The organism is Streptomyces sp. NPDC001450 (assembly GCF_053597295.1).
Genome location: NZ_JBSFHY010000001.1, coordinates 270895 through 283842, shown reverse-complemented (window position 1 = coordinate 283842; position 12948 = coordinate 270895). Strand labels below are relative to the sequence as shown.

General features: G+C 70.7%; 15 protein-coding genes. 6 read left to right on the top strand and 9 right to left on the bottom strand.

What is annotated here, in order from left to right; genetic code table 11:
- The first annotated feature begins 4 nt into the window (after positions 1-4).
- Both ACWC5O_RS01340 and ACWC5O_RS01335 read left to right on the top strand, forming a co-directional pair.
- Positions 5-361, top strand: a complete 357-nt coding sequence (locus ACWC5O_RS01340) for a hypothetical protein (RefSeq protein WP_450589644.1) — start codon at positions 5-7, stop codon at positions 359-361.
- Between the two features lie 269 nt (positions 362-630).
- The gene (locus tag ACWC5O_RS01335; protein WP_450589645.1) at positions 631-921 is read left to right on the top strand and encodes a hypothetical protein; all 291 of its coding nucleotides are present in this window, start codon (positions 631-633) and stop codon (positions 919-921) included.
- A 142-nt stretch (positions 922-1063) separates the two neighbouring features.
- Here ACWC5O_RS01335 and ACWC5O_RS01330 read toward each other — a convergent pair whose 3' ends face one another.
- From ACWC5O_RS01330 to ACWC5O_RS01300, 7 genes are all read right to left on the bottom strand, one after another.
- Positions 1064-4090 (bottom strand): SpoIIE family protein phosphatase, encoded by a 3027-nt coding sequence (locus ACWC5O_RS01330; RefSeq protein ID WP_450589646.1) that lies wholly within the window; start codon positions 4088-4090, stop codon positions 1064-1066.
- A 617-nt stretch (positions 4091-4707) separates the two neighbouring features.
- On the bottom strand, positions 4708-4878 hold the full coding sequence (locus tag ACWC5O_RS01325; RefSeq protein WP_450589647.1) for a hypothetical protein: 171 nt from the start codon (positions 4876-4878) through the stop codon (positions 4708-4710).
- A 139-nt stretch (positions 4879-5017) separates the two neighbouring features.
- Positions 5018-5611 (bottom strand): alkaline shock response membrane anchor protein AmaP, encoded by a 594-nt coding sequence (amaP, locus tag ACWC5O_RS01320; RefSeq protein WP_450589648.1) that lies wholly within the window; start codon positions 5609-5611, stop codon positions 5018-5020.
- A 10-nt stretch (positions 5612-5621) separates the two neighbouring features.
- Positions 5622-6311, bottom strand: a complete 690-nt coding sequence (locus ACWC5O_RS01315) for a DUF6286 domain-containing protein (RefSeq protein ID WP_450589649.1) — start codon at positions 6309-6311, stop codon at positions 5622-5624.
- The gene (locus ACWC5O_RS01310) at positions 6308-6754 is read right to left on the bottom strand and encodes an Asp23/Gls24 family envelope stress response protein (protein WP_450589650.1); all 447 of its coding nucleotides are present in this window, start codon (positions 6752-6754) and stop codon (positions 6308-6310) included. Before ACWC5O_RS01310 ends, ACWC5O_RS01315 begins: the two co-directional genes overlap by 4 nt.
- Positions 6751-6978 (bottom strand): hypothetical protein, encoded by a 228-nt coding sequence (locus ACWC5O_RS01305; RefSeq protein WP_450589651.1) that lies wholly within the window; start codon positions 6976-6978, stop codon positions 6751-6753. The genes ACWC5O_RS01310 and ACWC5O_RS01305 overlap by 4 nt, the downstream gene beginning before the upstream one ends.
- A gap of 38 nt (positions 6979-7016) precedes the next feature.
- The gene (locus ACWC5O_RS01300; protein ID WP_450589652.1) at positions 7017-7448 is read right to left on the bottom strand and encodes an Asp23/Gls24 family envelope stress response protein; all 432 of its coding nucleotides are present in this window, start codon (positions 7446-7448) and stop codon (positions 7017-7019) included.
- A 131-nt stretch (positions 7449-7579) separates the two neighbouring features.
- Here ACWC5O_RS01300 and ACWC5O_RS01295 point away from each other — a divergent pair, with 131 nt between their 5' ends.
- From ACWC5O_RS01295 to ACWC5O_RS01280, 4 genes are all read left to right on the top strand, one after another.
- Positions 7580-8371: a hypothetical protein gene (locus ACWC5O_RS01295; protein ID WP_450589653.1), complete on the top strand. Its 792-nt coding sequence runs from the start codon at positions 7580-7582 to the stop codon at positions 8369-8371.
- A 570-nt stretch (positions 8372-8941) separates the two neighbouring features.
- The gene (locus tag ACWC5O_RS01290) at positions 8942-9919 is read left to right on the top strand and encodes an STAS domain-containing protein (RefSeq protein ID WP_450589654.1); all 978 of its coding nucleotides are present in this window, start codon (positions 8942-8944) and stop codon (positions 9917-9919) included.
- A 252-nt stretch (positions 9920-10171) separates the two neighbouring features.
- Positions 10172-10684: a DUF5994 family protein gene (locus ACWC5O_RS01285; RefSeq protein ID WP_450589655.1), complete on the top strand. Its 513-nt coding sequence runs from the start codon at positions 10172-10174 to the stop codon at positions 10682-10684.
- A 139-nt stretch (positions 10685-10823) separates the two neighbouring features.
- Entirely contained in the window at positions 10824-12017 is a 1194-nt protein-coding gene (locus ACWC5O_RS01280; RefSeq protein ID WP_450589670.1) for a PP2C family protein-serine/threonine phosphatase, read from the top strand.
- A 2-nt stretch (positions 12018-12019) separates the two neighbouring features.
- Here the strand turns inward: ACWC5O_RS01280 and ACWC5O_RS01275 are convergent, their stop codons facing one another.
- Positions 12020-12502, bottom strand: coding sequence for a DUF5994 family protein (locus ACWC5O_RS01275; RefSeq protein WP_450589656.1), 483 nt, complete (start codon positions 12500-12502; stop codon positions 12020-12022).
- A 107-nt stretch (positions 12503-12609) separates the two neighbouring features.
- Positions 12610-12912: an SHOCT domain-containing protein gene (locus tag ACWC5O_RS01270; RefSeq protein WP_450589657.1), complete on the bottom strand. Its 303-nt coding sequence runs from the start codon at positions 12910-12912 to the stop codon at positions 12610-12612.
- Between the last annotated feature and the right edge of the window lie 36 nt (positions 12913-12948).

The window sequence follows — 12948 nt, the reverse complement described above, 5'->3', positions numbered from 1 at the left end:
GGGCATGAGCTACGACTTGGCAGTGTGGGAGGGCGGGCGCCCGAGTGACGACAGGTCGGCCGGGCGGACTTTCACAGACCTCTACGACCGCTACGTCGACACGGATGCGGAACACCCGCCGACCGAGCGCATTGCGGCCTACGTCGCCGCGCTCCTGGAGCGGTGGTGCGACTTGACCGAGGATGTCGACGAGACCTCGCCCTGGTCGACCTCGCCGTTGATCGGAGAGGCCAGCGGCCCGCTCGTCTACTTCCCGATGCAGTGGAGCATGGCTGAGGAGGCCTCCGCCTATGCGGCGGCCCTCGCGGACTCCATGGGGCTGGTCTGCTTCGACCCTCAACAGAACCGGCTCAGGCCGTGAAGCAGGGAGCGCGACACCGTCTCAGTTCCCGTCTCATTCAGCCCCGTTCAGGGACGTTCAGGCGAGACCCGCAGCCCTCCCCGCATCACCGACCAACCGCCCACGAACGCACGTGAACGCCCCTGCACCCAGCCCAGCACCCCACCAACACAGTTGGAAAGCGTGTGGACAAGGCAGCCCGTGAGCGGCGCCCAACCTGCTTGACATGGTTGTGCCGTTGTGAGGTGATCCACGCGTCGTCATCCTGTGGGGGAGTTTCCTTGTCATACATGGCCGTGACGCTTGCTGGTGCCGATACGCCAGGTGGGCATCTCCAACTGGCGGCCTTCACGGCCATGGCCGCAGTCCTCTTCATATGGCTGGGGCGACGGCAGCGCCGCACCGGGCGCAGCCTGATCGCCCCGAACGAGACGATGAGGACCGCAGATCGGCTAATCCCGCCGCCACCCCCGAGCCGCGGGCACCGCACAGCCGGGTTCATGTGGATCGGCGTTGGCGGCATCTTCGTCCTGCCAGCCGTGTTCAACCTCTTGGCGGCGATCCACGAACTCACCGACTGAGCAAGCGGGGGACCTGCCCAGCCAGTGGGGGCTCGGCCGCACCACAAGCGCACCAGATCGCGACGACATCCACGAGGCCTTCCTCAGCCTCGCCACCTGCCTCATCACACACCAACACGTCCAACGGCTTTGTTAGGACCTCTTAGACGGAACGCCCCGAGCCGCCCGGCCCGTCCGGAGGCAGTGGCTGTTCGGTCCAGATGATCTTGCCGTCGGCCGTGTAGCGCGTGCCCCAGCGTTCTGCGAGCTGGGCCACGAGGAAGAGGCCGCGGCCGCCCTCGTCCGTCGTGCGGGCACGCCGCAGGCGCGGAGATGTGCTGCTGCCGTCCGTCACCTCGCAGATCAGCGTGTGATCGCGGATCAGCTGCAGCCGGATGGGGGCACCGCCGTACCGGATGGCGTTGGTTACCAGCTCGCTGACGATCAGCTCGGTGGTGGGCACCTGCTCGACGAGGTTCCACTTCTTGAGCTGTTCGGTGACTGCCGCGCGGACCCGTGGGACTTCGGCCGGGTCGGCCGACACCTCCCAGTGCACCGTGCGCTCGGCGTCGAGGGCGCGGGTCCGGGCGACGAGCAGGGCGATGTCGTCGCCGGGGTGGGCGGGGAGCAGGGCGTCCAGGACGGCCCCGCAGGTCTCCTCCGGCGAGTCGGCGGGCGGCCGGGTGGCGGCGAGTGCGCGGCGCAGCAGGCCGAGTCGGGTGTCGAGGTCCTGGCCGCGCTGCTCGATGAGCCCATCGGTGTAGAGGACGATCCTGCTGCCCTCGGGCACCTCGGTCTCATAGGGCTCGAAGGGCAGTCCGCCGAGGCCCAGCGGCGGGCCTGCGGGCACGTCGACGAAGTCGACGGTGCCGTCGGGCAGCACGAGTGCGGGCGGGGGGTGGCCGGCCCGGGCGAACGTGCAGCGCCGGGACACCGGGTCGTACACCGCGTACAGGCAGGTGGCACCGATGATCCCCCCGTTTCCGCCACTGTCCGCGTCCAGGCGGCCGACCAGGTCGTCGAGGTGGGTGAGGAGTTCCTCGGGCGACAGGTCGAGGGCGGAGAAGTTGTGCACGGCGGTGCGCAGCCGGCCCATGGTGGTGGCGGCGTGCACGCCGTGGCCGACGACGTCACCCACGACGAGCGCCACTCGGCTGCCGGACAGCGGGATGATGTCGAACCAGTCGCCGCCCACACCGGCCTGTGCGGGCAGGTAGCGGTGCGCGACCTCGACGGCGTCCTGGACGGGCAGGCCCCGCGGGAGGAGGCTGCGCTGCACCGCCAGGGCCATGGTGTGCTCGCGGGTGAAGCGGCGGGCGTTGTCGATGCAGACCGCGGCCCGGCCGGCCAGCTCGCCGGCGAGCCACAGGTCGTCGTCCTCGAAGGCGCCGAAGCGCTCGGCACGGTAGAAGCTGACCACACCGAGGATGACCCCGCGGGCCTGCAGCGGCACGGTGATCAGGGAGTGGATTCCGGACTCGAGGACCTTCCGGCTGCGTCCCGCGTCGTTGGCGATCCAGTCGACGGCCCGGCTCAGGTCCGGCTCCAGCACGGGGCCGGCTGTCTCCAGGCAGCGCGCCTGCGGTGAGGCGGGGAGCCAGCTGACCTCTTCGCCGACGGCGTAGAGATGCGAGCCCGCGCGTATCTCCCCGAGCGCCACCCGCCGCAGCCCCTCACCGATGTCGACGGGTTCCTCGCCGCGCAGCACCGAGTCGGGCAGGTCGACTGCGACGAAGTCGGCGAACCGCGGCACCACCGTCTCCGCCAGCTCCTCCGCCGTACGGGTCACGTCGAGGGTCCGGCCGATGCCCGCGCTGGCGTCGTACAGCAGTTCCAGCCGCTTCCGGGCCAGCAGGGCGAGCCGGCCGACTCCCGGCTCGCCCAGGAGCAAAAGGCCGGCATGGGTGTGGGGGACCTGACCGGGCACCTGCACGGATTGCCCGGGTTCCGGCGCCGGCGGATGGGCCGCGCCCTGGATCTCCGCCTCGGCCTCGTGCTGTCCGATCTGGTGCTTGCCGAGCCGGTGCTTCTCGATCAGCTCCGTCGGACCAGTCGCGAACGCTGCCGCGGCGGCGGGACCCCGGGATGCCGCGGCCACCGCCGTCGGTGTCGATGTCGACGGCGACGGCGACGGCGACGGCGGCGGCGTCACCTCGGTCGCCGGGGTGCTCGCGCGGGAGGTCTCGGGTCCTGAGGGCGCCGGTATACGGAACTGAGGGCCGGCGCCGGCGGCGATGGCGGCTTCCACGACGATCCCGGCCTCGCCGGAGGCCGCGCACACCTCGCGGCAGAGCAGCACCGCAGTCCGGCCGCCGGACAGCATCACCTCGGTGGCCACCTGGTGCGGGGCGGCGATCAGCTCCTGGGCCTTCTCCCGGAGGACGGCCTGGTCGATGGGGTCGATGGGGAGGACGGGATGGACGGGGGCGATCAGGTCCGCGCCCGGTGCCCGGCCGGGCAGGGGCTCCTCGTGCGGTCCGACGGGTTCTCCTACAGGTTCTCCGGCGGCCCGCCGGGTGCGGAGGAACTCGGCGAGCAGTTCCCGCTCGCGCTTCGAGGACTGTTCGAGCAGCCGCTGTTCGATCTCGTCGGCGGCCTGCTGCACGAGGGGCAGCATCACCGGATCCGAATGCCGTCGGAAGCAGGTGAGGTCCAGGACCCCCTCGACACGGCCACTGAGCGGATCACGGATGGGCGCGCCGGCGCAGGCGAGCTGCTGCATGCAGTCCGCGAAGTGCTCACGGCCCAGGACGTAGACCGGGCGGCGCTCGGCCAGCGCGGTGCCGACGGCGTTGGTGCCGGCGCTGGACTCGGGGAAGCCGAAGCCCTGGACGATGTTCGCCGCGTCCAGGTGCCTGTTCAACTCCGCGTCGCCGGCCCGGCGCGACAGCACGCGTGCCTGTGCGTCGGTGAGGATCACGCTCACCGGCGGTCCGTCCAGCGCGGCCTCCAGCCGGTCGAGGACCGGGGTCGCGGCGGTCAGCAGCCGTCCGTCCAGGTCCAGGTCCTGCTCGCAGGTGAGGATGAGCTGGTCCGGGACGAGCCCCAGCGACCTGCACCGCTGCCAGGAGGTCAGGATCGGGGTCCTGACGATTCCGGCCACGTCTTCGACCGCCTCACCCGCAAGGACCCGCTCGTAGACATCGACGAGGCCGCCGCTCTCGTCCCACCCGACCGTCAACTGGATCACTCCCTCCCCGTACAGACGTACGAGATGGGGCCAGTATGCAGGACTATCGGACATTCATTGCTTTTATTTGACAATTACGACATTCAACTTATTCACCTACTTCGGCACTGCGCGCGCAGTCGCACCCGAGCCTTTGCCATTTCAACTCGGCCACACCTTCTCCCACCTGCGCGAAAGCCTGTCGCATCGCTGAGCCGCCATCGGGGCCCACCTGCGGGCCGGCGGCAGGTCCCGGACCTTCTCGCAGCCGGTCTGCACCGCCGCCGCCCCGAAGGCTGCTGAAACCCGGTTGCAGGGGGCGGCTCGCACCGGCCGGATCAGCGGCCAGGAGGCAAGGCCGCGATCCATTCAGCCGATGTCCGCGAGTGGGGCAACCGCAGTGTCGTCGACCCGAAGGCCGCAAGACCGGCGTGTTCGAAGCGAGGTAGGTGGACACCGGCGCCGACGACCAGCCATGGCCACGGTCCGCACCGGGCTCCCCACCTGCCACCAGCCGGCCTTCGTATTCCTCGACGAGGCCCCCCGGGGCGGACCTCGTCGAGGTCTCCCACGCCAAGGCGGCGAGTGGCAACCGCGCGCTCCAGCGGCACTTGGGTCCGCCGCCGCGGCCGGGCTGTTCAGGCGGCCGGGCGACGCGAGGAGCGCCATATGGAGCGGCCCACCAGGTAGAGCAGATCGACGATGAGGAGCAGTACGCCGGCGGACAGCAGATAGAGCATGCCGTCGACGGTCGCGCCGATGGCGGCCAGAGCGATTCCGGCGATGAGCAGGATCAGGAAGAGGACCATGACGGGATGCCTCCCGGGAGGATGGAGATGCCGGCGATGACGCCGACGCCGACGCCGACGCCCCGAGGAGGATGACTCCGAGGGGGTCATGAGGACTTCCGATGCGAGCCAGGAATCCGGGATGTCCTGGAGCCGGTACTCAGGCGGCGCGTTGGGCGCGGTGGCGCGCTTCCCGGAGTCGGACCTTCGACGGGAGGCGGTCCAGGCCGGTCGAGTCCCGTGCGTGTACGAGCGTTTCCCGGCTCAGTCGCTCCAGAGTCCGCACTGGATCCGCGTGAGGCTCCAGCAACAGCCGCACGCGTGCCGTGGGAGCAGTACGCCGGCCCGTCAGCCGTACATGAGCCCGCGAGACCCCGTCCAGGGCCTGCGCCTCTTCCTCGATGACGTCCTCCAGCGTGCGGCCGTTGAGTCGGGCTGCCGCGCCGTGTTCGCTGTCGACGAGGACCTGGTCCAGGCGGCGTCTGCGCTGTGCGAAGAGCCACCACAGCAACAGGGCCAGCAGCACGGCGAGCACCGCGATGACGGTCGGCCACCACCAGCCTTCCTCCCGCCACCGGGTGCGTCCCTCGGTGCCCAGCACCACGTCGTCCGGCCCGCGGAAGGGCCACCAGCCCGGCATGCCGAAACCCCAGCGACGCTGCAGATCCAGCCCGCCCAGCAGCACGCCGCCGCCCAGGGCGAGCAGGCCAAGGCCGAGAAGCCCCAGCAGCACCCGGTTCACGGTCGTGAGCATCGGGATCACCTCAGCCCTTCTTCGGACGCCGGGCGCGCACGGTCAGCGTGGGTTGCCGGGCGAGACCCAGGGACGTCACGGCTTCGCCCAGCGTGGCGTCCAGGTCCGCGCGGACCTCCTCAAGATCGCGGAAATGTGCCCGTGCCAGGGCTTTGACCTTCCGGCGGCCGACAGCGACCTGTGCCGACTGGACACCGGGGACCTGCATGGCCCGGTCGCGCAGAACCAGGGCGGCCGCGCGGCGGTCGAGCCCGGCGCGGACCTCCTGTGTCCCGGGGACACCGGTGGGCTGCCGCATGGGCAACAGCCTGCGCAGCCCCGGCGTCACCGCCAGCAGGAAGAGCCACAGGCCGAGGGCCATCGCGACCGCGGCCCCGACGATCATCCAGATGTCGTCCAGTGGCCGTGTGGCCAGTTCCTCGGCGAGCCGCCGCCGCCAGTGCATCGCAGACCGGCCTGCCCGCACCGAGACCACGTCGTACAGGAGCAATCCGATGGCCGCGGCGGACAGCAGGGCCGCCAAGGCCGCGGGAATCCGCCGCGCCGACCAGAAACGGCGCGCCGACCGGCTTGGTTTCCCGATCGCCGCCGTCGCGCCCGCCCCCTCCCCCGGGGCGCCATCGGCAGACGGCGCCGTCCGTCCGGAATCGGAGGGAAGGTCGCTGTCACCGGTCGGCTGCCACCGGGTGTTCGCGCTCATCTCACCCTCTCCTGGCCCTTGTGCCGCGCATGCGCCGAGTGCAGTCTCTCGACCGACACCGCGAGGTCGGACACGTCCATGCCGGCCCATGTCCTGAGCCGTTCGGTAACCTCCCGGCGCACCGCGGCGCACTGCGCTCCGATGTCGGACGGATAGCCGAGTTCGACGGTGATGCGCAGCCGTGCCGTGCCGAGCGCCACCTGCCGTCCGGCGGCGGACTCGCCGTCTCGTCCTGCGGTATTCCGCTCCGGTGCCCTCCGCACAGACGCGGTTACGCGTGGCGTCCGGTGGCCGGATGGTACGCGGCCGGCCGACTCGGTGAACCGGCTCAGCGCCTCGCGGGCCACCCGGGAGGCGATCTTCGCAACGACCCGGTCGGCGACGGTGATCGCACCGCGCTCCCCGGGGGGAATGCCCGGCAGCCGATCTGCTTCACCGGTCACTGCCGCCAGTCTCCCCGAGCCCGCCGCCGGTCGTCGCGGATCCGCTCCTGCTGGTCTCGGCGGCGGACGACGTCGCCCAGTTCGAGATCACCTTCCATGAACCGCCCGGCCACGAGACCGACAACGCCCAGCCCCAGCACCAGCAGGAAAGCCCAGAAGCCACCGAAATACGCGGCGAAACCCAGCGCCATTCCGGCCATCAAGCCCACCACGGCCCTGCTCATCACGCGCTCCTTCGCTCACGCGGGCTGTTCCGCCCCGGCTACTGGACCCGCTGCCGCTCTTCCTCTTCGTCCTCCTCGTCGGGCAGCTTCACATCGCTGACCATGATGTTGACTTCCACGACTTCCCGACCCGCCATCCGCTCCACTGCGGAGATCACGCTCTCACGCACCGCACCGGCCACGTCCGTGATCGAGACGCCGTAGTCGACGACGATCTCCAGATCGATGGCCGCCTGCAGCTCTCCCACCTCGACGCTGACCCCGCGTGTCACGGACTTGCCACTACCGGCGCCAGGCATCCGCTCCCGCATGGATCCCATGGAGCGCGCGAATCCGCTCCCCAGGGCATAGACGCCGAATACGTCCCGTGCCGCCATTCCGGCGATCTTCTCCACCACCACATCGGCGACGGTCGTCCGGCCGCGAGAACCGGGCGCGCCACCGTGCCTTGCGCCAGTGTTCTCAGCCATCAGGGCATTCCTTCCTTGAGAAGCCCGCCTTACACCTATACTTTAATGATATTCACTTTAGTGCGTTTTGCCCGTTATCTGGACTTTGAGACTGGGTGGTCCCACGAGTCGCCCGGCAGAGGACCGCGGCCATGGAGAGAGAGGGTGAGGCGCCGGTGACAACCGAGGCGTGGACGCAGGCGGTACGGCACCAGCTCTACCTGGGCCGGCTGCTCCCGCTCGGCGGACCCGACGACGGGACATGGATCACGGAACAAGCGGCCGCCCGGGCCCTCGGGCGCGCTGCCGCTGAGATTCCTGGTGTTCGGCTGGAGTCTTTGCGCATCGGGTCGGCACCGTTCGAGCCCGTGTCCGAGCCGGCCGTCCGTCCGCCGGCCAGTGCGCTGCCGCCTGGCCCGCTCAGGATCGAAGCCGCCTTCACAGCACCTCTCGGGCAGCCACTGCCCGAGACCGCCGAACAGTTGAGGAGCACACTGCTCAACGCGGCCGCCGAGCGGCTCGGCCTGGCCGCCGTGACAGCCGACCTGCGCGTCACGGATCTCCATGAGGGCCCGGAGACAGGCGTGAAGGCGCGGACCGCGGCGAGGGCCATGAGGTCGGCACCGGAGGCTGCAGCCACGCGAAGCTCGCCCCCGGTAACCGGAACAGGACCCATGCAGGGGCCCCTCGGAGAACTCGCGGACGTCGTGACGGGTGTTCCGGGCGTCGCCCGCCTCACCACTGTGCTGGGAAGCCGCCCGGTCAGGGTGGAGGCCCAGGACGATCCACCCGGCCGCCACATCGAGGTCCAACTCGCGGTCGCCCCCGGACACCATCCGCTGGAAGTCGCCCGCGCCGTCCGGGCCGCCGTAGCCGACGCGGCCACCACTGACACCCCGGGCCCGGTCACCGCCGCCGTCCTCATCACAGAAACCGCGGTCTAGCCAGCCAATCGTCACCTGCCTCGCGCCCCCTCGGCCGACGCTCCGCAGCCGGACCGCCACCACACGCTCGTCCACCGAGAACGAGCACCTCTCGCCCAGCGCGCCCGCCCGCGGGCAGGCCGGACAACGTCACTCCCCGAAGCCGTGGCGCAGACGATCCGGCATACGTGGGCAGCCACGCCCACGCAGGCCCTGGCCGGTCGTCTCCTCGTTCCCAGCCAACGCTGGGAACGACATCCGCGAACCCGTGCGGCTCGTACTCGCTGCAGAGCCCGGGCCGTGGGGACGGCCCGTGAGGTGACGCGGCCCCTACCGTGCCGCGCGCCCCCTCGACGCAGCCGCTTCCGGTTGCGGCCGACGTACGGTTGAAGTACCGAGGGCACCACGCACTCCGGCCGCCCCGCCGGGTGGTCCTCGGCGAGAGACGAACCCCGGGCCGCCCCAGTGGTCGGCCCGGAGACGGGTCGGCATCATGTCCCCCGCGGTCGAAGCAGCTCCGCGCAAGCTCATCATGGCTGAGGCCGCGCTGAGCACCCGCGCGGGTCCGCGCCCCCGCCGAGGGGAGGCGTGATGGCTTTCTCCCGGCTGGACATCCGTCGGCGGAACCGAGGGGAGCGGACGCTCGTCACGCTTGCCGGTGACATCGGACCGGCCACGACGCCGCTGCTGCGGGCCGCATTGGAGCGGTGTCTGCTGGACGGCGTCACTGTGATCGACATCGACCTGACCACGGTCGGCTCCTGCGACGCCAGGGGCTTGGACGTCCTCCTGTCGGCGTCACGGCGCGCTGGCCGGGTACACGCCTGCCTGCGGCTGCATCACCCGTGCGCGCAGATCACCCGGCTCCTCGATGCCACCGGATCCACTTCGCTGCTCCTCACGGCCCCCGTGAGTCCCGCGCCGCCCGCCGCGCCCGGCGACCTCATGAGCACCGCGACGCGGACGCCCGAGGACCACGCTCGTCGGCCGGATCAGCCGGTCCTCAAGGACGGGATCCGCCTTCGCCGACTGACCCGCTGGCAGGCCGAAGGTATGCGCGACGACATCGCGGACCTGGCTGCGGAGTCTGTCGCGGGCACCGCCGGCGAGGCGTACCACGACCGTGGAGATTTCCTGCACCGCTTGGCGGTCACTGCCCACCGCCCCGGCTTCGCCCTGCTGGTCGCCGAGACGACGGTGCTGGTCGGTTGCTCCTTCGGTTATCCGGTGGGCCCTGCTGGCTCCGACCGCCGATGGTCCGACGGAACGCTCCAGGAAATCATCCAGCGGCTCACCTCCCGCGCGCGGTTCGTCGTCCTCACCCAGGTCGTGGCCCATCCGCACGCTCAGCACCGCGATATCGCCGGCCGCCTGCAACAGCGTCTGCTCACAGACCTGCATGCTTCCCTCGGGGTCGCCCTGCTGCATCCTGCCGACCGAGCGGGACAAGCCGCCTTCTCGTCCTGGGGCTGGCAGAACATGGGTGAGGTTGTCGGGCTGCCCGGCCCCGTCGCCCCCTGCGTGTTGACCCTGTCTGTCGAAGGGCAGCTGCCCTTGGCACACCGATGATTTGGCACAGGGGCGACGAGCCGGCGGTCGTACCGGCCGGGGCCGTCACGCCACCCGTCGTCCGCCGTACGGACGTGTCTCCACGTGATGGCTGTCTGCCTCTCCACGCGATGGCTGCGCACCGCGCCGCCCGCCACGGCCGGGAGTAGCCTGACAGGTACCGAGAGCTCATGGGCGCACGGCCACGGCGGCGCCGTTCCCGGCGAGTGACAGACACGGGCAGCCGGAAGCCGCCCGGAACGGGATCGCACGATGAACGCCACCACAAAGCCCGCCGAAGGTACGGCACCAGGTGAAGGCCACTCGTACCGGATGCCCTTGCCCCGGTTGCGCCTCACGCCGGGCGTCAGCCATGGCCCGCTGGACGGCGCGTGGTGGCCGCGCTGCGACGCACTGGAACTGGAGCTGCCCGCGCTGGTCGGCTCCTTGGATCCGAGCGTCGGCACCGTCACCCGCGTCACCGTGGGGACCGCCGCCTGGCCCGATGCCCCGCAGGAGGTGATGGCGCCCGGCCATGTGATCGAGGTGGTCCTGACCGATCTCGCCGCCGAGGCGCATGCCATCACCGTGGACTGCGGCACCGTGGGACGCTGGGAACTGCTGGTGATCCCCCCGGACGAGCCGGCCGGAGCCGCCACCCGGCTGCTGGCCGCTGCCGCCGACCCCGGGAACCCACTGTCGGCTCCGCGCCTGCTGGCACTCGCCGAGAGCGGCCTCGACGGACAAGACACATGGGAGTCGGAGGGAGGGTCCGGACTCAGGTGAGAGGCCCGATCCGGACGGGCCCGGGTGACGGGGCCAGTCCCGGGCACTGTACGACCCCTCGATGGAGCGATGACACTGGCCGACCCTGCGCCGTCCCGGCCCGCCGCTCCGATCGGCTCGGATCATGGCGGGTGAGGGAATGACGGCCGGACAGCGAGCGGACCGCTCCGAGAGCTTCGGGGAAGCTCTGCTGGGAGAGGTCCTCGATCGCGCGCATGAACTGCCGCCCCATCTCATCGGGCCATTGGTCGCTGACGTGGTGGAGCGGCTCGGGGGCCGCCGGCCGCAGGTGCTGCTGCAGGACTACGGCCAACTGCTGCTCGTACCCCTGCCCGGCGACGGCCTCACGGACGGGGAACCGCAGGTGATCGACGACTCCGAGGCGGGCCGCTGCTTTCTCGACGCTCACCCCATCGAGCTGCCCGAGGACGACGGCGTGCGAATCCTCCTGCCGCTGCTGGACGGCGGCGACCAGGTCGGGGTCATGGCAGTGACGTTGGACAGCGTCGATGACGGCGACCGCCGCATACTGCGCAGGATCGCCGGCCTGGTGGCCGACCTACTGGTGACCAAGCACGGCTACTCCGACCTCTTCTTCGGTGTCCGACGCGGTGAACCGATGAGCGTCGCCGCCGAGATCCAGTGGGCCCTGCTGCCACCGCTGGCGATGATCATGCCTCGGGTCGCCGTGGCCGGGATCCTGGAACCCGCCTACGACGTGGCGGGTGACAGCTTCGACTACGCCCTCAACGGGGACGTCCTCCACGTGGCCATGATCGACGCGATGGGGCACGGACTGGACGCGGCCACGATGGCGACCGTGGCCATCGGCGCCTACCGCCACGCCCGCCGCGCCGGCACCGGACTGCCGGAGATCTACGCCTTCATGGACCGCGCAGTGGCGAACCAGTTCGGCCCCGAGCACTTCGTCACCGCGCAGATGCTGCAGCTGGACACCACGACGGGGCATCTTCAGTGGGTCAACGCCGGGCACCCGTCACCGATGCTCGTCCGTGATCACCGCGTCACACTCCGGCTGACCGGTCCGACGACCCTCCCTGTCGGCCTCGGGGGCCCGGAGCCGCAGACGAGCGAGATGAAGCTGGAGCCGGGGGACCGCCTCCTCTGCTTCACCGACGGACTGATCGAGGAGCACTATGCCGGGGAGGAGGAGTTCGGGGAGGACCAGCTGATCGACTGGGTGAACCAGTTGGAGAGAACCGGCCGCGGAATCCGGGCGGTGGCACGCTCCCTGTCCCACACGCTCAAGCGGGCGCGGGGCGGACACACCACGGATGACGCGACGCTGCTCCTGGTGGAGTGGCGCGGCTGACCTCACTCCGGCGGCACCTGCGCGCTTCCGGTGTCGATGAGTATCTGATTCGCCTGGGTCACGTTGCCGGCCCGGACGGCCTGGGCCATCGCGGCGCGGGCGGCCTCGGGTGCCGTGTCCGGCGGGACCACCAGCAGCGAGAAGATGTCCTTGTCGCCGCGGGTGATCAGCACGGTGTCATCGCCCAGCGGAAAGGAGTCGATGCGCACCACCCGGTCGTCGACGACGATCCGCGTCGGAAGCCCTTCCCAGGCCGTCGTGTCCAGCCCGACGCGCGTGACGGGGCCGAGATGACCGGTGAGGGCGCTCAGCAGCGCGGGCAGCTCGGCGCCGATGTCGCGCGACCGCGGCCACCACGCACCGTCGAGGACACCTTCGCGCGACTGAGTGGTCTCCAGCCGGAGCAACGCACACCCCGGCCGCACGGCCTCGTGAACGCCACCGGGCAGATGCCGGGAAACAGGTTGCGCGTCGGAGCCGGTCATGAGGACCACCGCTCTTCGGAATCGGTGCGATCACGGGACTCGCGTCGCTTTTCCACGCTACTCCTCGTGCCACGAGCGAACGCCGCGCTTCGCCGGGAGGCTGCGGTTCAGGGTTTCGCCGGGCCCGGTGGTGCACCCCGGAGGGTGGTCAGGCGGCGTTGGTATTCCTCTTCGTCGATCTCGCCGCGTGCGTACCGTTCGGCGAGGATCTGCTCGGCTCCGGGGCTGCCGGGCGGGGGCGCAGTACCCCAACCCCAGCCAGGGTTCCCACCGCCGTGTGGGCCGGGCCGCGTGATGGCGCGGAAGAGCAGGACCAGAGCGACGATGATCACTGCCCAGAACACGAGGTTGCCCACGGTCATCCAGAACCAGGCCCACCCGCTCATGCCGTGTCCGTACCAGTACCCCATCACGGTTCACCTCCCCAGGTCAGCAGGGTCCGGGAC